General features: G+C 62.1%; 15 protein-coding genes. 5 read left to right on the forward strand and 10 right to left on the reverse strand.

All coding sequences use genetic code 11. The features are described 5' to 3' along the window. Positions 1 to 52: 52 nt before the first annotated feature. The 9 genes from Q8O69_RS09300 to Q8O69_RS09340 all read right to left on the reverse strand — a co-directional run bounded on the left by Q8O69_RS09300 (position 53) and on the right by Q8O69_RS09340 (position 17,756). Positions 53 to 1,504 (reverse strand): efflux transporter outer membrane subunit, encoded by a 1,452-nt coding sequence (locus Q8O69_RS09300; RefSeq protein ID WP_305591508.1) that lies wholly within the window; start codon positions 1,502 to 1,504, stop codon positions 53 to 55. 71 nt (positions 1,505 to 1,575) lie between these two features. Further along, a complete protein-coding gene (locus tag Q8O69_RS09305; RefSeq protein ID WP_305591510.1) occupies positions 1,576 to 4,683 on the reverse strand; it encodes a multidrug efflux RND transporter permease subunit in 3,108 nt (1,035 codons plus the stop codon). Then, complete coding sequence (locus tag Q8O69_RS09310; protein WP_305591512.1) at positions 4,680 to 7,778, reverse strand: MdtB/MuxB family multidrug efflux RND transporter permease subunit; 3,099 nt, start codon at positions 7,776 to 7,778, stop codon at positions 4,680 to 4,682. The genes Q8O69_RS09305 and Q8O69_RS09310 overlap by 4 nt, the downstream gene beginning before the upstream one ends. Next, the gene (locus tag Q8O69_RS09315; RefSeq protein WP_305591514.1) at positions 7,775 to 9,001 is read right to left on the reverse strand and encodes an MdtA/MuxA family multidrug efflux RND transporter periplasmic adaptor subunit; all 1,227 of its coding nucleotides are present in this window, start codon (positions 8,999 to 9,001) and stop codon (positions 7,775 to 7,777) included. Before Q8O69_RS09315 ends, Q8O69_RS09310 begins: the two co-directional genes overlap by 4 nt. A 193-nt stretch (positions 9,002 to 9,194) precedes the next feature. Next, positions 9,195 to 9,695 (reverse strand): thiol peroxidase, encoded by a 501-nt coding sequence (gene tpx / locus Q8O69_RS09320; protein WP_305591516.1) that lies wholly within the window; start codon positions 9,693 to 9,695, stop codon positions 9,195 to 9,197. A 289-nt stretch (positions 9,696 to 9,984) separates the two neighbouring features. Further along, the gene (locus Q8O69_RS09325; RefSeq protein WP_305591518.1) at positions 9,985 to 11,328 is read right to left on the reverse strand and encodes a sodium:alanine symporter family protein; all 1,344 of its coding nucleotides are present in this window, start codon (positions 11,326 to 11,328) and stop codon (positions 9,985 to 9,987) included. Between the two features lie 294 nt (positions 11,329 to 11,622). After that, the gene (locus tag Q8O69_RS09330) at positions 11,623 to 15,291 is read right to left on the reverse strand and encodes a translocation/assembly module TamB domain-containing protein (protein ID WP_305591520.1); all 3,669 of its coding nucleotides are present in this window, start codon (positions 15,289 to 15,291) and stop codon (positions 11,623 to 11,625) included. Further along, positions 15,288 to 17,015, reverse strand: coding sequence for an autotransporter assembly complex family protein (locus tag Q8O69_RS09335; RefSeq protein ID WP_305591522.1), 1,728 nt, complete (start codon positions 17,013 to 17,015; stop codon positions 15,288 to 15,290). The genes Q8O69_RS09330 and Q8O69_RS09335 overlap by 4 nt, the downstream gene beginning before the upstream one ends. A 99-nt stretch (positions 17,016 to 17,114) precedes the next feature. Next, positions 17,115 to 17,756, reverse strand: a complete 642-nt coding sequence (locus Q8O69_RS09340) for an N-acetyltransferase (protein WP_275962675.1) — start codon at positions 17,754 to 17,756, stop codon at positions 17,115 to 17,117. 143 nt (positions 17,757 to 17,899) lie between these two features. On the opposite strand from Q8O69_RS09340, the gene xthA reads away from it, so the two are divergent. The 5 genes from xthA (at position 17,900) to Q8O69_RS09365 (ending at position 22,414) form a co-directional block, all read left to right on the forward strand. Continuing rightward, entirely contained in the window at positions 17,900 to 18,715 is an 816-nt protein-coding gene (xthA, locus tag Q8O69_RS09345) for an exodeoxyribonuclease III (protein ID WP_305591524.1), read from the forward strand. Between the two features lie 104 nt (positions 18,716 to 18,819). Beyond that, on the forward strand, positions 18,820 to 20,202 hold the full coding sequence (locus Q8O69_RS09350) for a phosphate ABC transporter substrate-binding/OmpA family protein (protein ID WP_305591526.1): 1,383 nt from the start codon (positions 18,820 to 18,822) through the stop codon (positions 20,200 to 20,202). 122 nt (positions 20,203 to 20,324) lie between these two features. After that, positions 20,325 to 21,074 carry an ABC transporter substrate-binding protein gene (locus Q8O69_RS09355; RefSeq protein ID WP_305591528.1) on the forward strand — a complete coding sequence of 250 codons (750 nt, stop codon included), beginning with the start codon at positions 20,325 to 20,327 and terminating at the stop codon, positions 21,072 to 21,074. A 148-nt stretch (positions 21,075 to 21,222) separates the two neighbouring features. Continuing rightward, the gene (locus Q8O69_RS09360) at positions 21,223 to 22,206 is read left to right on the forward strand and encodes a TerC family protein (protein WP_305591530.1); all 984 of its coding nucleotides are present in this window, start codon (positions 21,223 to 21,225) and stop codon (positions 22,204 to 22,206) included. A 4-nt stretch (positions 22,207 to 22,210) separates the two neighbouring features. Next, positions 22,211 to 22,414: a hypothetical protein gene (locus Q8O69_RS09365; protein ID WP_305591532.1), complete on the forward strand. Its 204-nt coding sequence runs from the start codon at positions 22,211 to 22,213 to the stop codon at positions 22,412 to 22,414. Between the two features lie 54 nt (positions 22,415 to 22,468). Here Q8O69_RS09365 and Q8O69_RS09370 read toward each other — a convergent pair whose 3' ends face one another. Continuing rightward, positions 22,469 to 23,698, reverse strand: coding sequence for an acyl-CoA dehydrogenase (locus Q8O69_RS09370; RefSeq protein ID WP_305591534.1), 1,230 nt, complete (start codon positions 23,696 to 23,698; stop codon positions 22,469 to 22,471). Positions 23,699 to 23,781: the final 83 nt, after the last annotated feature.

Consider the following 23,781-nt stretch of genomic DNA (forward strand, 5'->3'; position numbering starts at 1 on the left):
CCTGAGCCTTGAGCGTCAATACGGCGGTAGTCCGTACTGACGCTTGGCTTGTTTAGCGGTCTTCTTGCTTTTGCTCTTGCACCTCTAAATCACCCTGCCAACCACCACCCAGCGCAGCGATCAGTTGCACGCTGGCGGTCAAACGGCTGCCCAGCAGGCTGAGATTGCTGCGTTCGTTGTTCAGCGCCGTGGCCTGCACGTTGACCACGCTGTTGAAGTCCACGGTGCCGGCGCGGTACTGGTTTTCGATCAGGCGCAGGGATTCACGGGCGGCGTCCAGCGCTTCCTGCTGGATCACGGCTTCCTGCTGCAGTACGCGCAGTTGCACCAGGTAGTCCTCCACCTCACGGAAGCTGTCGAGCACCGCTTGGCGGTATTGCGCCACGGTCTGGTCGTAGGCCGCTTCGCTGCGTTCCAGCTCGGCGCTGCGCGCGCCGCCATCGAACAGAGTCAGTGCCAGCTGCGGGCCGAGCGACCAGAAGCGGTTGGGCAGATCGATCCAGTCGGCAAAGCTGCTGCCGCGGTAACCGCCGCTGGCGGAGATGGTCAGATCCGGATACCAAGCGGCTTCTGCTACGCCGATCTCGGCGTTGGCGGCTATCACCCGGCGCTCCGCAGCAGCCACATCCGGGCGGCGCTCCAGCAGTTGCGATGGCAATGCCACAGGGATTTCCGGCAGCGCGGGCAATTGCTCACGCACGACGATGCTGAGCTCGCTGGGCGGTACGCCGATCAGCACAGCAATCGCATGTTCCAGCTGGGCGCGCTGCCATTTCAAATCGATGGCCTGGGCCTGGGTGCTTTTCAGCTGGGTCAGCGCCTGGCTGACGTCGGATTTCGGCACGATGCCGGCGTTGTACTGGTTCTCGGTGAGTTTCAGCGAGCGAGCGTAGGCCGCGACTGTGGCATCGAGAAGACGCTGCTGATCGTCCAGCACGCGCAGTTGCAGGTAGTTCTGCACCAGTTCTGCCTGCAGGCTGAGCTTTAACGCAGCCAGGTCTGCGGCGCTAGCCTCGAAACCGGCGCGACTGGATTCCAGCGAGCGGCGCAGCTTGCCCCAGATATCCAGTTCCCAGGCGGCATTCAGACTGAGGTCATAGCTGGTGGACACGCCGCTGTTGTTGGAGCTGGTGCCGCTGGACGTGCTCTGGCTCCCTGTGCCCTGCCCGCTGCGGCTGGCCCCGGAGCTACTCGACAGGCTCGGGTAGAACGCCGCTCGTGCACCGCGCACCAAAGCGCGAGCCTGGCGATATTGCGCCTCGCTGGCGGCCAGGTTCTGGTTGGAGATATTCAACCGCTCGACCAAAGCATTCAGCTCAGCATCGCCATACAACTGCCACCAGCTGCCGCGCTCCAGCACGTCGCCGGGCTTGGCCTGGGTCCAGCCTTCGATCTGTTTGAACTGCGCCGGGGTTTGCAACTGCGGGCGCTGATAATCCGGGCCGATGGCGCAGCCGCCTAACAATAAGCTGAGTGTAAGCAGCCCCATGTAGGAGCGGGCCATGCCCGCGAATGGCTTGGCAACAGAAAAGGTTTCGCGAGCACGGCTCGTTCCTACGTGTGTGGGCAGCAGAGTCATAACGGGGTTTCCAGAGCAGCGTCAGTGCGCACACCGCGCCAGCGGTTGACCCGGTGGCGCAGGCGGTCGAAATACAGGTAGATCACCGGCGTGGTGTAGAGGGTCAGCAGCTGGCTCAGCACCAACCCGCCGACAATGGTGATGCCCAGCGGCTGGCGCATTTCTGCGCCTTCGGCGCTACTGAGCATCAGCGGCAGCGCGCCGAGAATCGCCGCCAGGGTGGTCATCATGATCGGCCTGAAGCGCAGCAGGCAGGCCTGGCGGATCGACTCCTCCGGGCTCAGGTGCTGCTGGCGTTCCAGCTGCAGCGCCAGGTCGATCATCAGAATGGCGTTCTTCTTGACGATGCCGATCAGCAGGAACAGACCGAGCAGCGAGATCAGGCTGAATTCGATGCTCATCAGCTGCAGCGCCAGCAGCGCGCCGACCCCAGCCGAGGGCAAGGTGGAGAGAATGGTCAGCGGGTGGATATAGCTCTCGTACAGCACGCCGAGGACGATATACACCACCACCAACGCCAGCAGGATCATCCACGGCTGGTTCTGCTGGGTCTGCTGGAAGGCACCGCCGGTGCCGCCGAGCATGCCCTGCACCTCGGTGGGTAAACCGACCCGAGCAACCGCGTTGTTGATCGCCTCGCTGGCCTGATCCAGGCTGACCCCTTCGGCCAGGGCGAAGCCGATGTTTTCTGCGGCGAACTGGCCCTGGTGATGCACGCGGTCTTCTTCCAGGCTGCGCTCCCAGCGGGCGAAACTGGATAACGGCACCCGCGCGCCCTCGGCGGTGATCAGCTGAATCTGGTCGAGGGTTTCCGGGTACTGGGCAAACTGCGGGTTGATCTCCATCACCACGCTGTACTGATTCAGGCTGTCGTAGATAGTCGACACCTGACGCTGGCTAAAGGCGTTATTCAGCACCGCGGTGATCATGTTCATGTCCACACCCAGGCGCTTGGCCATGTCGCGGTCGACCACCAGGCGGATCTGCTGGGTGCCTTCGGCTTCCTTGGCGTCGATATCAGTCAGTTCCGGCAAGGCGCGCAGTGCTTCGCGCACCGGTGGCAGCCACTTGCGCAATTCGTCGAGATCGCCGGATAGCAGCATGTACTCGTTTTCCGAGCTACGCCCTTCCCGCCCGCCGATCTGCAGATCCTGATCGGGCATCAGGAACATCCGTCCGCCCGGCACTTTTGGCACCGACTGGCGCAGGCGGTTGATCACCTCCTGGGAGCTGACCTTGCGTTCGGCGACCGGCTTGAGGCGCACGATCATAAAGGCGTTATTGATCCCGCCATTGCCGCCGATAAACCCGGCCACGCTGTCCACCGCAGGATCGGCCAGCACCGCGCGGCGGAAGATTTCCATCTTCGGCTGCATCACCTGAAACGACAGGCCGTCATCGCCACGGATCATGCCGATCAGCTGGCCGGTGTCCTGCTGCGGCATAAAGGTTTTCGGCACGCTGACAAACAGAAAGATATTCAGCGCGATGGTCGCCAGCAGGCTAAACAGCATCAGCAAGGAGTGCTTCAGTGCCCAGTCCAAACCGCGCGCGTAAAACGCCAGCACACGCGTCTGCACGGCCCCACCCCAACGCTGCATGGCACTGGGCTTATGCTCGGCGGTTTCGGCCTTGAGCCAGCGTGCGCAGAGCATCGGCGTCAGGGTCAGCGACACCAGTAGGGAAATCACGATGGCCACGGCCAAGGTGATGGAAAACTCGCGGAATAGCCGCTCGACGATGCCGCCCATAAACAGGATCGAGATAAACACCGCGACCAGCGACAGGTTCATCGCCAGCAAGGTGAAGCCCACCTCGCGCGCGCCCTTGAACGCCGCCGCCATGGGCGTTTCACCGGCCTCGATATGCCGCGAAATGTTTTCCAAGACGACGATGGCATCGTCCACCACCAGGCCGGTGGCGATAATCAGCGCCATCAGCGACAGGTTGTTCAGGGAGAAATCCAGCAGGTACATCACCGCAAAGGTGCCGACCAGCGACACCGGTACGGCCAAGGCCGGAATCAGCGCCGCGCGCCAACGGCCGAGGAAGGCGAACACCACCAGAATCACCAGCACCACGGCGATCAGCAGAGTTTGCTCGGCCTCATGCAGGGTGGCGCGAATCACCGGCGAACGGTCCATCGCCACTTCCAGCTCGATGCTGGCGGGAATCACCGCACGCAGAGCCGGCAGTTGCTCGCGAATACCGGCGATGGTTTCGATGATATTGGCCCCGGTCTGGCGGTTGATTACCAGCAGCACCGCCTGCTCATCGTTGAAGAAGCCGCTGTTGTAGCGGTCCTCGACGCCATCGGTAACGCTCGCCACATCGCCCAGGCGCACGGCCGCGCCGTCCTGGTAGCGAATGATCAGCGGCAGGTAATCGGCGGCTTTTTCCAGTTGATCACTGGCCTGCACCTGCCAGTGCCGCTCGGCATCTTCCACCGCGCCTTTCGGCCGCTTGGCGTTGGCTGCGCTGATGCTTTGGCGCACTTCATCCAGGGCGATGCCGTACTGATCGAGCAGGCGCGGCTCCAGGGCCACTCGCACGGCGGGCAAGGAGCTGCCGCCAATCTGCACTTCGCCGACGCCGGTTACCTGGGCGAGTTTCTGCGCCAGGATGGTCGAGGCCACGTCGTACAGCTGGCCCTTGTTGAGTACATCGCTGGTAAGCGACAGCACCATGATCGGCGCCTGCGACGGGTTGACCTTGGCGTAGGTCGGCATGCTGCGCATACCGCTGGGCAGCAGCTCGCGTGAGGCATTGATCGCCGCCTGCACCTCGCGGGCGGCGGCGTTGATGTCTCGGTCCAGGTCGAACTGGATCATGATCCGCGTGTTGCCCTGACTGCTGCGGCTGTTCATCTGGCTGATGCCGGCGATGGTGCCGAGCGAACGCTCCAGCGGCGTGGCCACGCTGGACGCCATGATCTGCGGGCTGGCCCCCGGCAGGCTGGCCTGCACGGTGATCGTAGGGAAATCCATTTGCGGCAGCGGCGCTACCGGCAGCAGACCGAAGCTGACGCCGCCGAGCAGCAGAATCGCCAGGCTCAGCAGCAGCGTGGCCACCGGCCGGCGGATAAAGGGGCCGGAGAGGTTCATGGGTTAACCACAAGCCCGGCCGCGCTACGGCCGCTGACCCGCCGCGACAGGCGGTCGAAGTACAGGTAGATCACTGGCGTGGTAAACAGCGTCAGCACTTGGCTCAGCAGCAGCCCACCAACCATCACCAGGCCCAGCGGCTGGCGCAGTTCAGCCCCGGAGCCAGTCGCCAGCATCAGCGGGATCGCGCCAAACAGCGCGGCCAGGGTGGTCATCAGAATCGGCCGAAAGCGCAGCAGCGCCGCCTGGTAAATCGCCGCTTCCGGCTGCATGCCCTGGTTGCGTTCGGCGTCGAGGGCGAAGTCGATCATCATGATGGCGTTCTTCTTGACGATGCCAATCAGCAAGATGATGCCGATGATCGCAATCAACCCCAGCTCGTTTCCGCTGAGCAGCAAGGCCAGCAGCGCGCCGACCCCGGCCGAGGGCAAGGTGGAGAGAATGGTGATCGGGTGGATATAGCTCTCGTAGAGCACGCCAAGCACGATGTACATGGTGACGATGGCCGCCAGAATCAGCAGCAGGGTGCTCGACAAGGAGGCGCGGAAGGCTTCAGCCGCGCCCTGGAAGCGGCTCTGCACCGCCGACGGAATGCCGATCTCCTGTTCGACCCGTTCGATCACCGCCACCGCCTCGCCCAGCGATACGCCGCTGGCCAGGTTGAATGACAGGGTGGCGGCCGGGAATTGACCGATGTGGTTGATCAACAGGCTGGCGGCGCGCTCCTCGACCTGGGCCAGGGTCGACAGTGCGACCTGCTGGCCATCGGCGGCCTTGACGTGTATCTGCCGCAGCGCCGCTGGGCCGATGCTGCCGGCGTTCTCGCTTTCCAGCACCACGCGGTACTGGCTGGCCTGGGTGTATATGGTGGAAATCTGCCGCTGGCCGAAGGCGTCGTACAGCGCGTTGTCGATATCGGCAATGCTTACGCCAAGGCGCCCGGCCATATCGCGGTCGATCTGCAGAAACACCTGCAGGCCGCGGTTCTGCAGGTCGCTGGCCACGTCAGTCAGCTCCGGCTGCTCGCGCAACGCACTGACCAGCTTGGGCACCCACTCTTCGAGCAGGCTGATATCCGGCGACTCCATGCTGAACTGGAACTGCGTGCGGCTGACCCGATCCTCGATGGACAGGTCCTGCACCGGCTGCAGGTACAGCTCGATTCCGGGAATCCGCGCCAGTTCCGGGCGCAGCCGCTCGATGATTTGGCTGGCGCTGACATCGCGCTCGGCCCGTGGCGTCAGGTTGATTAACAGGCGGCCGCTGTTCAGCGTCGGGTTGTCACCGTCCACGCCGATGTAGGACGACAGGCTGGCCACGGCCGGGTCCTGCAGAATGACTTCGGCCAGGCGTTGCTGGCGCTCGCTCATGGCGCGGAAGGAAATCGACTGCGGCGCCTCGGAAATGCCCTGGATCACCCCGGTGTCCTGCACCGGGAAAAAGCCCTTGGGCACGGCCAGGTACAGCACTACGGTCAGCGCCATCGTGCCGATGGCCACCAGCAGGGTCAGCGGCTGATGCTTGAGCACCCAGGTCAGCCACACGCCGTAACGGGCGATCATGCCGTCGATTACCGCCCCGGCGGCGCGGTAGAAACGCCCTTCTTCCTCGGGCTTTTCCGCCTTGAGCAGGCGTGCGCACATCATTGGCGTCAGGGTCAGCGACACCACCAGGGAAATCAGAATGGCTACCGCCAGGGTGATGGCGAATTCGCGGAACAGCCGCCCGACCACGTCGGCCATAAACAGCAGCGGAATCAGCACGGCGATCAGCGAGATGGTCAGCGACACCAGGGTAAAGCCGATCTGCCGCGCGCCTTTCAGCGCCGCATTTAGCGGCGTTTCGCCCTCCTCCAGATGACGGGTGATGTTCTCCAGCATGACGATGGCATCGTCCACCACAAAGCCAGTGGCGATGGTCAGCGCCATCAGCGTCAGGTTGTTGATGGTGAAACCGGCCAGGTACATCACGCCGAAGGTGCCGATCAGCGACAGCGGCACGACGATGGACGGGATGATGGTCGCTGAAACCTTGCGCAGAAACAGGAAGGTCACCAGCACGACCAGGGCGATGGCCAGCAATAGCTCATGCTGCACACCCTTGACCGCGGCGCGGATGGTTTCGGTGCGGTCGGTCAGCACGCTGACCTCGACGCTGGCCGGCAGCCCCTGAGTCAGGTTGGGCAGCAGGGTCTGAATACTGTCGACCACATCAATCACGTTGGCACCGGGTTGGCGCTGCACATTGACCAGTACCGCTTCGTTGCGATTGGCCCAGGCGGCCAGGCGCTGGTTTTCCGCGCCATCGATGATCTCGGCGACATCTTTAAGGCGCAGCGTGGCGCCGTTCTGGTAGCCGAGAATCAGCTCGCGGTATTCGTCGACGGATTTCAGCTGGTCGTTGGCATCCAGCTGCGACACCCGGGTCGGGCCGTCGAAGTTGCCCTTGGGCTGATTGACGTTGCTGGCGGTGATCAGCGTGCGTACATCGCTGAGGTTCAAGCCATAAGAAGCCAGCGCTTCCGGGTTGACCCGCAAACGCACCGCCGGGCGTTGCCCGCCGGCCAGGGTGACCAGACCGACGCCGCTGGTTTGCGCAAGCTTCTGCGCCAGGCGGGTATCGACCAGGTCGAACACCTGCGGCAGCGGCATGGTTTTCGAGCTGATGGCCAGGGTCAGTACCGGGGTGTCGGCCGGGTTGACCTTGTTGTACACCGGCGGTGCGGGCAGATCGCTGGGCAGCAGGTTGCTCGCGCCATTGATCGCCGCCTGCACTTCCTGTTCGGCGACATCCAGCTTCACCTCCAGGTTAAAGCGCAGGGTAATTACCGAGGCGCCGCCCGAGCTGGTCGAAGACATCTGTTTTAGCCCGGCCATCTGGCCGAACTGGCGCTCCAGCGGCGCGGTGACCGCACTGGTCATCACATCCGGGCTGGCGCCGGGATACAGGGTCATCACCCGGATGGTCGGGTAATCCACTTCCGGCAGCGCCGAGACCGGCAGCAAGCGGTAGGCGATCAGACCGCTCAAGAAGATCGCCAGCATGATCAGCGTGGTGGCGACCGGGCGCAGGATAAACAGGCGAGAGGCGTTCATTGGACGCGCGGCGCTCCTTTGCGCTCAGGCGTATCAGCTTCCGTCTGAGCGGCAACCGGTTTGTCGCCGATCACTTCGACCGGATTGCCCGAACGCAGACGGTCGGTGCCTTCCAGCACCAGGCGATCACCGGCTTTGAGGCCCTGCTCGACCACGCTGAGCTGGCCGTCGCTGGCGCCAACGCTGATCGGCGTCAGCTGCACCTTGTCTTCAGCGTCCACCACATAGGCGAAGGTGCCGCTGGCGCCGAACTGCAGCGCGGCGGCTGGCATCAGGGTGACGTTCTGCAGGGTTTTCACCCGCAGGCGCACGTTGACGAACTGATTGGGGAAGAGCATTTCTTCGGCGTTGGCGAAGCGTGCCTTGAGCTTGACCGTGCCGGTGGCCGTGTCGATCAGGTTGTCGACGCTTTCCAGCTCACCTTCGGCCAGTTTGAGCTTTTCACTGCGGTCCCAGGCCTCGACGGCCAGGGTTGCGCCGCTACGCAGCTGCTGCACCACCGCCGGCAATTCGGCTTCGGGCAGGGTAAACATCACGGCAATCGGCAGAGTCTGGGTAATCACCACCAGCGGTAATGCATCGCCGGAGCTAACCAGGTTGCCGACATCGGCCTGGCGGATGCCCAGGCGGCCGCTAATAGGCGCGCGCACCTGGGTGAAATCCAGGTTCAGCCGCGCAGTGGCAACATTCGCCTGCAGGCTTTTGATCCCGCCACGGTATTGGTTGACCAGGGCTTCCTGGGTGTCGAGGGTCTGCTTGGCAATCGAATCTTCAGCAAACAGACCGCGGTAGCGCGCCAGATCCAGCTCGGCATTACGCAGCTGCGCCTGGCTTTCCTGCAGCGCGCCTTGAGCTTGCTGCAGGGCGATCTCGTAAGAGCGCGGATCGATCACTGCGAGCAGGTCGCCGGCCTTGACCTGCTGGCCATCCTTGAACAGCAGCTTGACCAGCTCACCCTCCACCCGGCCACGCACATTCACCGTGTTGTAGGCAGTGACGGTGCCCAGGGCCTTGAGCTCAATCGGGAAATCACCCTGGCTGACAGTCGCCACGCGCACCGGCACCGGCCCGCCATCGCGCCAAGGCCCGCCACGCTTGGGCGCTTCCGGCGGGCTGGGCCAGAACCACCACAGCAATAAGGCGAGAACAGCCAGCGCGAGCGAGCCGACCAGCCATTGGCGCGACAGGTTGCGAGGACGGGGGGTGAGCTGTGTATCAGGCATGGCAACGATCACTTCCTTGGGGAGCGTGAACGATATGCAGTATCAGCCGGCCTGCAAAGCTTCTTTACCGCCTATTTACCTTTTCCTTACGTAACTAAATATCTGATCCACATATGAAAAGTGCTTGTCATAAAAACCTGCATCAACAAAAACGGCCTGCAGAGCAGGCCGTTGGACACACATTGAGCGGGTGTTACTTGAGCGCAGCAATCGCGGCGTCGTAGTTCGGCTCATCGGCAATTTCGCCAACCAGCTCGCTGTGCAGCACCTTGTCGTTTTCATCCAGCACCACGACTGCGCGAGCGGCAACACCCACCAGCGGGCCGCTGGCAATGGCCACGCCGTAGTTCTGCAGGAAGTCAGCGCCACGCATGGTCGACAGGTTGATCACGTTTTCCAGACCTTCAGTACCGCAGAAACGCGCCTGGGCGAACGGCAGGTCGGTGGAGATACACAGCACCACGGTGTTGGCCAGCTTGCTTGCGCTGGCATTGAACGTACGCACCGAGGTGGCGCAGGTCGGGGTGTCGACGCTTGGGAAAATGTTCAGAACTTTGCGCTTGCCGGCCAGGCTGGCCAGGCTCACATCGCTCAGGTCACCGGCAACCAGGCTAAACGCCGGCGCTTGCTGACCAATTTGCGGCAGTTGACCGGTGACTTCAATCGGGGAACCTTTGAGGGTGACTTGTGCCATGGGATTGATCCTTATCAGTGGAAATGAGGGGCGGAAAACAAGTAAGGGCGCGAACCTGCCAAATGGCAAGCTCGCGCCCTCTTGAAGCAAACCGTTGAAAAACGTAAGCGAGGCAGGCAGGACAAGGCAAAAACAGGCGAGGAAGCGGAGTTTACGGGTTTGTAAATGAGCATTCCGAGCCTGTTTTTAACGCAGTACTGCCAACGCAGGTAGTTTTTCAACGGTTTGCCAGGGTGGGCAAGCATAGCTGACCAGAAAGTCAGACTACCCTGCCCGCCCAGGCGACACATCAATTTTTTGCGAAGTGATCCTTGGTCAGCTTGACCACGATCGGACTGAGCAACAGCAGCGACAACAGGTTAGGGATCGCCATCAGACCGTTGAGGGTATCGGCCACCAGCCAGGCGAAGTCCAGCTGGGCAATCGCGCCAAACGGCACAGCAATCACCCAGAGAATGCGGAACGGCAGGATCGACTTGGTGCCGACCATGTATTCCCAGCACTTCTCGCCGAAATAGCTCCAACCGAGGATGGTGGTAAAGGCAAACACCACCAGGGCGATAGTCAGAATATAACCACCGACGCCAGGCATGGCCTGCTCGAAGGCTGCCGCCGACAGCGCTGCACCGCTGGCACCGCTGGTCCATACGCCGGAGGTGATGATCGCCAGGCCAGTCATCGAGCAGATGATGATGGTGTCGATAAAGGTCCCGAGCATGCCGATCATCCCCGAACGTACCGGGCTATTGGTGGTGCCGGCCGCCTGAGCGATACCTGCAGTACCCAGGCCTGCTTCGTTGGAGAAAATACCGCGCGCCACACCGAAGCGAATCGCTGCCATTACCGCTGCACCGGCAAAACCACCGGTAGCCGCAATCGGGGTAAAGGCGTAGGTGAAGATCATTTCAAAGGCCGCCGGGATTTCCGCGGCATTGACCACCAGCACCACCAACGCGGCGATGATGTAGGCGACACACATAAACGGCACCAGGGTCGCCGCCACTTTACCGATACGCTTGATACCGCCGAGGATCACCATGCCAACAAACAGCATGGTCACCACGCCGGTGACCCACAGCGGAATGTTGAAGGTGGTGTGCAAGGCTGCAGCCATGCTGTTGACCTGCACCATATTGCCGATACCGAAACCGGCAAAGCCGCCGAAGATGGCGAACGCGGTACCCAGCCACAGCCACTTTTTGCCTAGGCCGTTTTTGATCGCGTACATCGGGCCGCCGACGTGTTCGCCGCGCTTATCCTTCTCGCGGTAATGCACCGCCAGCACCACTTCGCAGTACTTGGTGGCCATGCCGACCAGTGCGGTACACCACATCCAGAACAATGCACCTGGGCCGCCGAGGAAGATTGCGGTGGCCACACCGGCGATATTACCGGTACCCACAGTGGCGGCCAGGCAGGTCATCAATGCCTGGAACGGGCTGATCTCGCCGCTCTCAGCATCGCCTTTCTGGCGGCCTTGCCACATCAGTTTGAAGCCGGCGCCGATCTTGCTCAGCGGCATGAATTTCAGGCGCAACATGAGGAACAGACCGGTGCCGAGAATCAGCACCAGCATGGGCGGGCCCCAGACCACGCCATTGAGTTGATTGACCAGGGTGTTGACGAATTCCATGCTCATTTCCTTATTCTTGTAGTGAACGCGAGGTGGGTAGCCTTCGCTTGTCCGATTGCCGGGTAGGCCAGGCTGTTACGCAGAACGCGAGCCGGGTTGGCGCGCCTGCAAACAACGGATCGGGCTATACCAGTCAGCGCAATGACTGCCCGGTGATCAGCGGCGGTCAGTATATGAAGACTGTGATAGTGGTTTTCACTGTTTAGATTTCAACGCTCAGACGTTTTGAGCGAGGGGCGCAATTTAAACGCGAATTAACTGGGTTAATCCAGCGTTGCCCCGCAGAAACATGGCCTAGAAATCGCGTCGATAGAACAAATCCAGGGAGCTGGCCAACCCGCTGGCAGCCTCTAGGTAGAGCCGTCGGCTCAGCTCATAACGCAAGGCGATGGTATTGGCTGGCTCGAATACCCCGACGCCGTAACGCAGGCTCAAACGCTCGGACAGGTTGCCGCTGGCCACCACGCTGGTGGTCACCCCCGAGCCCTGGGTGTCGAGTTGAAAATCGCTGATGCCCAGGCCCTGCGCCAAGGTATTGACCAGCGGTGCACTGCCGGCCATGCCCAGGGCCAGCGCAGCTTGCGCCAGCATGCTGTTGTCACCACCGCCCTGCCCCAGCGGCCGGCCCATAACCAGATAGGACAGCGCTTGCTCCTGGCTCATGGCCGGCTCAGAAAACACCGTACTGGTCGGTTGCGCGGCATTGCCACTGAGGCGCAGGCCGGCGGTCACGTCATCGACCTGGCGCACCGCCTCGATATCGAGAAACGGCTGATCGATAGGCCCGGCAAACAGCAGGCGCGCGCGGCGCACATTCAGGCGCTGACCATAGGCGCGGAATCGGCCCTTGTTCAGGCTCAACTCGCCACGGGTATCCAGGTCATTGCCGATATGCACGCGGCCGAGCAGCTCGGCCTCCAGGCCAAAGCCGCTGAAGGTCAGGCGCTGCTGGCCGACTTCAACATCGATATCCATGGCGATTGCCGTGGCCTGCTGCTGCGTGCTGTCGCGGCCCACCACCACGGCATCGCTGGAAACCTGCACAGTTGAGGGCGGCAGTTCGCGCACTTGAATCTTGCCGCTGGGAATCAGCACCTTGCCGGCCACTGCCAGCTGTTCACCACGCAGGCTCAGGCGCAGATCCGGCGCGACTTCCAGCGCGGCGTAGGGCTCCACCGTCACCGGCAGCTGGCTGCCGCGCAGCTGCATGTCAGCTAGCAATCCATCGGCCCAGCTCAGCTCGCCATTCAGGCTGCCCTGGCCCTGCTCGCCACTGCGCCAATCGCCCTCCAGCTGCAGCCGCTCACCCTCGATGCGCGCCTGTAGTTGCAGCTGCTCGATATTCATCGGCAGCTCGCCACCGGCTACTTCGCCATTAACCACGCGCAGGTTGCCGTTGATCTGCGGCGCCAGCAGCCCGCCTGACAAGGTGCCCGCGCCATTCAGTTGCCCGGCAATACGCTCGACCATCGGCACAAATGGACGGGCCAGCGCCAGATCCAGGCCATTTAGGCGGAAGCTGCCAGACAGCGGCTTGCTCGCTGGGCGCGGATCAAGCTGGGCCTGCAGCGACAGCTCGCCAATGGCCGGGCCGCGCAACTCCAGCAGGCTGTCGATGCGTTGCGGGCGCAATTGCGCGCTCAGGCGCAGGCTGTCGTAGGCAAAGTCCAACCACTGTTGTTGATCACGAATACGCCAGATACCGCTGCCGGCATCCAACTCCAGGCTGCCATTCGGCCCGCTGGCCGGCAGATCCAGCTGCAGCCGGCCATTGAGCTGGCCTTGCCAGGCGAAGTCCTTGGGCCACCACTGCGCCAGGCTATCCATGGGGAAGTTGCTTAGCTGGTAGTTCAGCTTGGGCTGCGGCAGCAGGCGCTGCTCCGCGCCACACAGGCTGGCAGCGCCAGAACGCCAGCAATGTGCGCCCAGGCTGAGCAGCCCATTGGCCAGCCGCACCAGCGTGGCCGGCTGTTGCAGGCGCCAATTCTGGCCGCCGCTTTGCACCTCGCCACGGCTCAGGCTGCCGCGCCAGTTGCCCTTATCCAGCTTGCCGGCCAGGGCCAGCTGACTTTGCAGCAAGGGCCCTTGCAGTTGCAGTTCAAGGCTTTGTTGCTGCTGATCACCGGCGGCAGTGACATCCAGGCGACCCAGTTCGGTTTCACCCAGCTGAATTCCCAATGCCTCCAGGGTTACTCGGCCGCGTTGGGCGCTGTTCAGGCTGGCATCGAGTTTGAGCTGTTGCAGGCGTTGGTCATCAAAGGCCAACCGCAGGCCTTGCAGCTGCAACTGCCCCTGGGGTGCTTGCAGGTTGCCGGCCAGATCCAGCTGACCATTGAGTTGGCCCTGCAAGCCCGGCCAGAGCTGCCCCAGCCGCGGCATTGCCAGCAGCAATTGACCGCTCAGCTGTTGACGCAGCGCCGCTTGGCCGCTGATGCGGTTATCCCCCAGGCGGATATCCAGGGCACTCAACTCGCCTTGCTCCAGGCCGCCGGCAAACTTCGCCAGCAGCTTGGCTGGCTGCCCGCGCAAACGGCCAGTGAGGTCGATATCGGCGTTAAGGTTCAGTTGCTGATTGATCAGGCTGCCGGAGCTGTTTAACGGGCCGGCCAGCGTGCCAGGCAGTTCGGCCAACCAGTAGGCCGGATCGAACTGGCTCAACTGCAAACGCACATCCCAGCTGAGCTGCTCGGCAAACCCCAGGCTGACCTGGCCCTCGGCGCGGCCTTGGCCGGCTTGCAGGCGCAGCTCAGGCAGATACAGCTTCTGTAGATCGCCACTCAGCGGGCTTTGCAGGCTAAAAGCGCCGGCCGGGCCATCCAGCTCGGCGGCAAAATGGCCGAGGTAGTTGCCATCCTGATAGGCCAACTCACCACTGAGCGTGCGCAACGCCACCGGCAGCTCTTCTTCCAGGGGATAGAGACGCTGCCAGGGAAAGTTCTGCCAGTTGACGCGGCTGTCCAGGCTCAGGCCCTGCTGCCAGTTCAGCTCGCCGCTGACGATTACTTGCTGCTCAGGTTCGGCCGTAAGGCTCAGGTTGCTGATGCTCGCACCGTCAGCCTTAAGCAGCCCCGCTAACGCCAGGGCAATTGGCCCCTCGGTTGCCGGCAAGCTGGCACTGCCGGAGACCTGGTAGCCGGCCTGCAGATCGCCCTGGGCATTGAGCTCAACCTGCTCAAGACTCAAGGTATCGGGCAGTTCAGCACTGGCCTTGAAGGTGGCAACCTGCAAGCGCAGTTGCGCCGGCAGATGCTCCGCCAGCGGCTGCAGCCAGCCAGTCAGTTCACCATGCAAATATCCGCTGCTGCTGGCTTTCAGTTGCACCCGCTCGCGCAGCTCACCTTTAAGCTGCAGCGCCACCGGCCAGGCCTGTTGCTCGGGCGCCGGCAATTGCAGTTGCCCGCTCAGTTGCAGCGGCCAGCTGCCGGAGGTTTGCAGCTGGCCCTGCAGCGCCACCTGCAGATCGGCGTTATGCACGCTGAGGTTATCGATCTGAATGCCCTGCGCAGTCCAGCGTGCGGCCAGCTGCAGGCCTTGCAGCTGCTCGACGCCATTGAGCTGCAGGCTGTCGATATGCACCTGCCCCAGCTGCAACGCCAGCGGCAAGCTCAGGTCCGGCAGGCTAAATGGCTCGCTGCTGGGCTGCTCATCATCCGGGAAAACCAGACTGATCGGCCCGCTGTGCAGTTGCTCGATACACAGGGTCAAGCGCAGCAAGCAGGCTGGCGACCAATCCAGACTAGGCGCCATTACCTGCACGCTATTCTCGCCTTGCTGCCAGCGCAGCTCTGTCGTGCTCCAGCTGCCGCCCAGGCGACCGTTGAAGTCGTCTACCTGCAAGCCCGGCACCTGCGTCAATAACCAGCGGCTGCCAGCCTGGGTGCCCAGCAGCAGACTCAGGCTGATGACCAGCACCAGCAGCAGCCCTAGCAGACTGAACAGCCCATTACGCAGCCCGCGCTTCACAGTTCCGGCCCCATGGAGAAATGCAGGCGCACACCGCCCTGATCATCCAGCGGATGCGCCAGGTCAAGGCGCAATGGCCCCAACGGCGACACCCAGCGCACGCCAACGCCCACCGCGCTTTTTAGCGAGGGAATTTCCAGCGAATCGAAGGTATTGCCCTGGTCGAAGAAGCTCGCCAAGCGCCAGCGCTCGGTCAGGCTGTATTGGTATTCCAGGCTGCTGGTAAACAGATAGCGCCCGCCGATCTTGTCGCCGGCACGGTTCTCCGGCGACAGGCTCTGGTAGTCATAACCGCGCACGCTCTGGTCGCCCCCGGCGAAGAAGCGCAGCGACGGCGGCACCTTGGCAAAGCCATCGGATTCAGTGCCGCCCACTTGCACCCGGCCGAGCAGTCGATGGCGGTTAAAGACAGTGGTTAGCCCCTTGAGCTGGATATTGCCGTGCAACACATTGGCATCGGACAACAGCCCCTTGGCCGCGCCAGACAGATCGAGTTGCAGGCGATAGCCGTGGTTGGGGTCGATCTGGTTGTCACTGTGCAGATAGGAATAACTCAGGCCCGGCATCAACAGCGTGCTGGTGCCGGCGTCGTCACCGAGGTCGTACTGTTCGTGCCGCCACTTCAGCGAGAGCACGCGCTGCCAGCCGCTGTCGAGCTTGCTGTGCCATTCCGGGCCGAAGGTCAGCAGGCGGCTACTGCTGTCGGTATTGGCCAGGTCTTCGGCCTGGTAACCGCCGGCCACGCGCAGTTTGTCGGTCAGCGGTGGATCGAGCGGCACGTCGTACCACAGGCCGACATTCTGCCGTGGCGCCGACAGCTCGAACTCCGCGCCATAGCTATGCCCCTGCGGGTTGGCCCAGTGCCGCGTCCAGTTGGCCCGGCCACGCGGGCCAACGTCGGTGGAAAACCCCAAGCCCAACCCCATGCTGCGCGGCTTGCGCGCCTGCAATTGAACCTGCACCGGGATCTGTTCGGCGGCAGCGCTGCCAGGGTTGGCATCCACCTGTACCGACTCGAAATAGCCGCTGGAGCGCAGCGCCTGATACAGCTCGGCAATCAGCGCCGAGTCGTAGGGTGTGTCGGCCGGGAACGGCACCATGCGCTGCAGCAACTGCTCATCGAACGGCGCATCGCCGACAAAACTCACTTCACCCAGTTGGTAACGCGGCCCGCTGAGATAGATCAGCTCGATATCGGCAACCCCGGCGGCGGGGTCGATGCTCAGTCGCTGCTGACTAAAGCGCCCGGCGAAGAAGCCATAGCGCGAGGCCTGATTCTGAATCTCGCGCTTGGCCGTGTCGTAACGCCCGTGATTGAGCTGCGCGCCGCTGCGCAGCTGCGGGTCATTGGGCGTGCGAAAGGCGCGCAGCTGCGCGGCAGGCCCGTCGACGCGCACCACCACATCACGTAACCGCACCGGTTCACCGGGCTGGATGCGCAGGGTCAGGCGCGGTGTCGTGCCCTCGCTGACTTCGCTGCTGATCTGCGCCTGGTAGTAGCCCAGGGCCTGGGCGGCTTTTTCCGCCTGGTTCTCGGCGACTCGGCGAAAACGCTGCAGGGCCTCGGCATCGCGCTCGCCCAGGCTGCCGATATAGCCCTCGATATTGCTTTTCAGCGCGCTATTGGCCGGTTCAACCCGCACACGCAACTGCGCTTCGGCCAGGGCCGTAGCACTCAGCAGCAGGAGAAACAGCCCGGCGAGAAGGTTGGGAAAAACACACATGAGGGCGATGCTAGCACGAGCTCAGGGCCGACTTAGAGCACCAGTGCTGGCAAATAGTTGCGACTCGATGTGTCGGTAAACACATCGAGTCGGCCATTCTCAGGCGCTGGCCTTGATTGCTTCTTGCGGGCTGGGATGGAAAAACACGTGCTCGATAATCGGGCCAATGGCCACTTCGCCGATTTCCTCGTAGCCCTGACGCTTATAGAAATCCAGGTAATGTCCATTGCCTGTATCCAGTACCACGCCCTGGGAACTGGCGTCTTCGGCGCACCAGTTGTGCAGCGCCTCAAGCAGTTGCTCGCCGAGGTGTTTGCCCTGGTATTCCGGGTGAATGCCCAGCAGTGGCAGTACGTGATACGGCCCCGGCGGCAGGCAGGCGATCACCGCGTCGTGATATTCCAGATAACGCTTGGTGCAGCGAAAACCAGCGGTCAGCAGCATGCGCATGCGCCAGCCCCAGCTTTCGGTGATGTCCATGCGCCGCTGCGGCGGTGCGATCAGCGCCATGCCGATCAGGCGGTCGTCGATCAGCAGGCCAATGGCCGGCAGGTCCTCATTAAAGTGCTGCTGCACCAGCTCGCGCACAGTGGCGCGCACACGCTGGTCATAGCCGGGACGCTCGGCTTCAAACAGGTAGGCGAAGGTGGGGTCGTGGCGGTAGGCGTGGTACAGCAGCGAGCGTGCTTCGCGGGCATAACCGCCATCGAGCATGCGTACTTCGGCGAGACTGTTGGGCATCTGCTTGACCTCTGTTGTTCTTGATTTACTGGGCCTGCAGCCACGTTAGCACCGCGCACCCAGCACCGCCACAGGCTGGCCGGCAGGGCCGCTAATCGGCTAGCATCGCTGGCTTTCCAGAGCCACAGCCAGGACTGCCGCCCATGAAGATCGTCTCCTTCAATATCAATGGCCTGCGTGCACGCCCCCATCAACTGGCAGCATTGATCGAGAAACACCAGCCGGATGTGATCGGCCTGCAGGAAACCAAGGTGGCCGACGAGCAGTTCCCTGAGGCGGATATCCGCCAGCTCGGCTACCACGTGCATTACCACGGCCAGAAAGGCCACTACGGCGTCGCCCTGCTCTCGCGCCAGGAACCACTGAGCCTGCACAAGGGTTTTCCCGGCGATGCCGAAGACGCGCAGCGGCGCTTTATCTACGGCACCTTCGCCGATGCCCAGGGCAACCCGGTCACGGTAATGAATGGCTATTTCCCGCAGGGCGAAAGCCGCGACCACCCGACCAAGTTCCCGGCCAAGCAGCGCTTCTATGCCGACCTGCAGCAACTGCTGCTCAGCCAGTTCAGCCCCGAGCAGGCGTTGGTGGTGATGGGCGATATCAATATCTCGCCGGAAGACTGCGACATCGGCATCGGTGAACCCAATCGCTTGCGCTGGCTGAAAACCGGTAAATGCAGCTTCCTGCCGGAAGAGCGCGAGTGGTTGGCCACCCTGAAGAACTGGGGTCTGGTCGACAGCTTCCGCCACCTCAACCCGGCGGTGAATGACCGCTTCAGCTGGTTCGATTATCGCAGCCGCGGTTTCGAGGACGAACCCAAGCGCGGCCTGCGCATCGACGTGATTCTCGCCTCCCAGGCACTGCAGGAGCGGATCAAGGACGCCGGCGTCGACTACGACCTGCGCGGCATGGAAAAGCCATCGGACCACGCGCCGATCTGGCTGGAGCTGGTGCAGTAACCCTGTAGTAGAGCCTTCACATAGATAAGTGACTGTCATATTGCAGTCACTTTTTTGTCTTATCGTCGCGGCACTTTCACTCACCCATATAAGGTGTTTGCCGCATGTTGCGCGCCTGCTCTGCCTTCGAACGTGATACCTGGATTCGCACCGTCAGCTTTCTGCTGCTCGGCTCCATCTGCTACGCCCTGCCCTGGTCGGTATTTGCCGCCCTGCCCATCCCCAGTGACAACAGCAGCGTGCTGCGTATACAGGGCTCCAACACCATCGGCGCGCGGCTTGGCCCGGCGCTGGTCAAAGGCCTATTCGAAGAACAGGGGCTGAGCGCCATTCGCATCGAAGCGGGCGCGGCGGAAAACGAGCAGAAGATCATCGGTAAGACCGCCGATGGCCGCAGCGTAAGCATTGAAGTGGCGGCCCACGGTTCGGGCACCGGCTTTACTTCGCTGGCCGACGGCAGCGCCGAACTGGCCGCCTCGTCCCGGCCGATCAAGGACAGTGAAGCCACCAGCCTGCTGAGTCTGGGCGACCTGAAAAGCGCCAGCGCCGAGCAGATCATCGCCCTCGATGGCCTGGCCATCATCCTGCATCCAAGCAATCCGCTGGCGGCGCTGAACACCGCGCAGCTGGCGCAAATATTTGCCGGCGAGATCAACGACTGGGCACAACTCGGTGCGCCCGCCGGAGCCATCAACCTGTACGCCCGTGATGACAAATCCGGCACCTTCGACACCTTCAAGGAGTTGGTACTCAGCGCCAACGGCAAAGCCCTGGCTGCCAACGCCAAACGCTTCGAGTCCAGCGAAAAACTCTCCGACTCGGTCAGCCAGGACCCTAACGGCATCGGCTTTATCGGCCTGCCTTATATCCGCCAGGCCAAGGCCGTGGCGATTGCCGCCGGCGACTCGCAACCGATGCTGCCGAGTCTGACCCTGATTGCCACCGAGGATTACCCGCTGTCGCGCCGGCTGTTTCTGTATAACCAGCCGGAGCTGAGCAACCCCTGGGGCCGTGCATTGGTGCAGTTCGCCCACAGTACCCGTGGCCAGGCGATTGTCGACCAGAGCGGCTTTATCGCGCAGACCGTGCAGGCGGTGAAAATCCCCGCCAATGCGCAAATGCCGGCGAACTACCAGGATCTAGCGAAGAACGCTCAACGCCTGTCGGTGAACTTCCGCTTTCAGGAAGGCAGCGCCAACCTAGACAACAAGGCCCTGCGCGACCTCAACCGGCTGATGACCTACCTGCGCGAGCAGGACAAGCTGCACGACAAGGTGGTGCTGGTGGGCTTCGGCGATGCCAAGGCCGACACCGCTCGCGCCGAGCTGCTATCGAAACTGCGTGCTATGGCCGTGCGCCGTGAGCTGAACAAGGGTGGCGTGATCTTCCGCGACATCATCGGCATGGGCGATGAGCTGCCGGTAGCGGCCAACAGCGGCGATGACGGGCGAATCAAGAACCGCCGGGTGGAAGTCTGGGTTTACTAAGCCTGGAATCACCCCCACAGAAAACCCGGCGTTGTTTGCAGGTATTGCTGCATCAGGCAGTGATTAACAGCGCCGAGTGGCTAAGCTGAACAGACTTTCTCGCCTCTATTTGAGGTTCTGCCATGCCCGCTAAACCTCTGCGGCTGATCCTGCTGCTGGCTCTGCTGCTCGTACAAACCGCCCAGGCCGAGGTGTTTCGGGTGTTTGGCGCACACGATGGCTTCCCCAAGTACTTTGAGGAGGATGGCGAGGCCAAGGGCATTGTCGTGGACATCAGCAAACATTGCCTGAACCAGATGCAGGTGCCCTATCAGATCCAGCTCTTGCCGTGGAAACGCGCCTACACCATGGCTGAGCGCAGTGAAGGCGGCGTGATCGGCTTGTCGATCAGTGATGAGCGCCTGACTCTGTTCGACTTTTCTGAGCCGATCTTCACTGAACATATCGTGCTGGTGGTGCAGAAAGGCCGCGAGTTTCCCTACCAGAACATCATTGACCTCAAAGACAAGCTGATCGGCGCCACTATCGGCACCAGCTATGGCACTGCGTATGACGAAGCCGTGGCCAACGGCACCCTGACCATCGTCGGTTTCAACGACACCCGCAGCGGCCTGGGTATGCTGCAGCGTGAACGCATCGATGCGATCCTGCTTGGCTCCAGCGTCGATATCCGCAGGCTCGCCCAGAGCTGGCCTGGTCTGCATCCGGATGCCTTCACCACCTTACCGGTGCCATTCAAGAGCGACAGCAAGCACATGGGCATTGCCAAAGCGCTGAAGATGGGCTGGTTCCTCGAGCAGTTCAATCAGTGCCTGAAAAATGGCCACGACACCGGGATTTTTGCCCCGATCATCTACCAGTACAGCAACTGAAATCCCCCGCTCCTGCGCTTGCCAAGTTCGCCGCCAAGGCCTATTGCTTAATCAGCGTGACGCCGGGCCCCTCTGGCGGTGAGCCTTCACCGTGATGTCGGAGTCACTGAGTTGATTTTCAACTTAGGCAGACATTCGAGGTGGCTCCATGGATAGCCTGACAAGCATGCTCACAACCCCACTGTTTGGCACCCCTGGCTGGTTCTGGCTGGCCTTTTTGCTGATCATTCTCGGCCTCTTGATACTCGACCTCGGCGTGCTGCACCGCGATCAGCACGAGATCGAGATGCGCGAGAGCCTGCTGCTATACAGCGGCTATTTCAGCGTTGGCCTGGCCTTTGGCGGCTGGATCTGGTTGCAGCTGGGCGCGACCAAGGCGCTGAAGTTCTACACCGGCTTTCTGGTCGAGCAATCGCTCTCGATGGACAACGTGTTCGTTATGGCGGTGATTCTCAACTTCTTCGCCATCCCCAGGCGCTATCAACACCGCGTGCTGTTCTGGGGCATTCTCGGGGTGATCGTGCTGCGCGCAACGATGATCGGCCTGGGCACGGCGCTGGTGCAGAACTTCGAATGGGTGCTGTACCTGTTCGGCGCGTTTCTGCTGTTTACCGGCGTACGCATGCTTTCGGCCAAGGAAGAACAGCACCCCGACCTCAGCCAGAACCGCCTACTGCAGTTTCTGCGCAGGCATATTCGAGTAACCGAGGATATGCACGAGGGCCGCTTTCTTGTTCGCCAGCCGGATAGAAAAACAGGCAAGCACCTGCTGCATGCCACCCCGCTGCTGCTGGCGCTGGTGCTGATCGAGCTGGCCGACCTGGTGTTTGCCGTGGACAGCGTGCCGGCGGTGCTGGCCATCTCCCAGGACCCGTTTATCGTCTACACCTCAAACATCTTTGCGATTCTCGGCCTGCGCGCGCTGTACTTTGCCCTGGCGGCGCTGATGCACCGTTTTATCTACCTGAAATACGCCCTGGCACTGGTGCTGATGTTTATCGGTGGCAAGATCTTTCTCCACGACATGATCAAGGTGCCCGCCCTGCTCTCGCTGTGCATGACCCTCGGCTTGCTGGCGGGCGGAGTGGTACTGTCGCTACTGAAAACCCGCGCACCCAGGCAGGAGCATTGATCGTTTGAGTTCACCGAGCATCGTTATTGAGCCGCTGGTGCAGCGCGGCAAGCTGCGTTGGCAAGTGCGCATGGGCCGCCGCAGCCTGATCTTCCATCAGGAGCAAGCCGCTCGCGCCTTCGCGGCGCAGTTGCATATGCGCCTGCTCTGGCTGCAACAAAGCGCTAATCCCGATGATGAGTTTGCTCCGCCGGGAACACCGCATTAGCCATAACGCACAAGGCCCGCAAATGCGGGCCTTGTGGTTTTTCAGTGACGCGCTTTAGCGGCTGGCGTTCATCACTTCTTTCGACACGTACTTGCCGATCTCGAACTTACCGATGGCCGCGCGGTGCACTTCATCCGGGCCGTCAGCCAGGCGCAAGGTGCGCTGCATGGCGTACCAGTAGGCCAGCGGGAAGTCGTTGGAAACCCCGGCGCCACCGTGGATCTGGATTGCACGGTCGATCACCTTCAGCGCCACATTCGGTGCGACCACCTTGATCTGAGCGATTTCACTGGCGGCAATCTTGTTGCCCACGGTGTCCATCATATAAGCCGCGTTCAGGGTCAGCAGGCGGGCCATATTGATCTCCATGCGCGAATCAGCGATGTGATCGATATTGCCGCCCAGGCGGGCCAGCGGCTTACCGAAGGCAGTGCGGTTGATCGAGCGCTCGCACATCAACTTCAGCGCGCGCTCGGCCATGCCGATGGAACGCATGCAGTGGTGGATACGGCCTGGGCCAAGGCGACCCTGGGCAATCTCGAAACCACGGCCCTCGCCCAGCAGCACGTTCTCGTACGGTACGCGGACGTTTTCGAACAGTACTTCGGCATGGCCGTGTGGCGCGTCGTCGTAGCCAAATACCGGCAGCGGGCGCAGCACTTTCACGCCTGGGGCATCCATCGGCACCAGAATCATCGAGTGTTGTTGATGGCGCGGGCCATCCGGGTTGGTCAGGCCCATAAAGATCATGATCTTGCAGCGCGGATCGCAAGCGCCGGAAGTCCACCACTTGCGGCCGTTGATCACCCACTCATCGCCCTGGCGCACGGCGCTGGCCTGCATATTGGTGGCATCGGAGGACGCTACGCCTGGCTCGGTCATGGCGAAAGCGGAACGGATGGTGCCGTCCAGCAGCGGCTTGAGCCACTGCTCTTTCTGCGCTTCGTTGGCGTAACGCACCAGCACTTCCATATTGCCTGTATCTGGCGCGGCGCAGTTGAACGGCTCAGCACCGATCAACGAGCTGCCCATGATTTCCGCCAGTGGCGCGTATTCAGTGTTGGTCAGGCCGGCGCCCAGCGCGGACTCCGGCAGAAACAGGTTCCACAGGCCTTCGGCTTTAGCCTTGGCTTTCAACTCTTCCATGATCGCGGTGGGCTGCCAGCGGTCGCCTTCATTGACCTGCTGCTCGAACACGGCCTCGGCTGGATAGACATGGGTCTCCATAAACGCGGTGACGCGTTCACGCAGCTGCTGAACCTTGGGGGAGTAGGCGAAATCCATGATGGCTACCTTCTGACGCTGATTTTTGGGGAGTTCGGTGAAGTGGAAATGATGCTAGAACAGGGCTTAGGATTTATCTAATC

It is taken from the genome of Pseudomonas sp., assembly GCF_030690725.1.
Taxonomy (GTDB): domain Bacteria; phylum Pseudomonadota; class Gammaproteobacteria; order Pseudomonadales; family Pseudomonadaceae; genus Aquipseudomonas.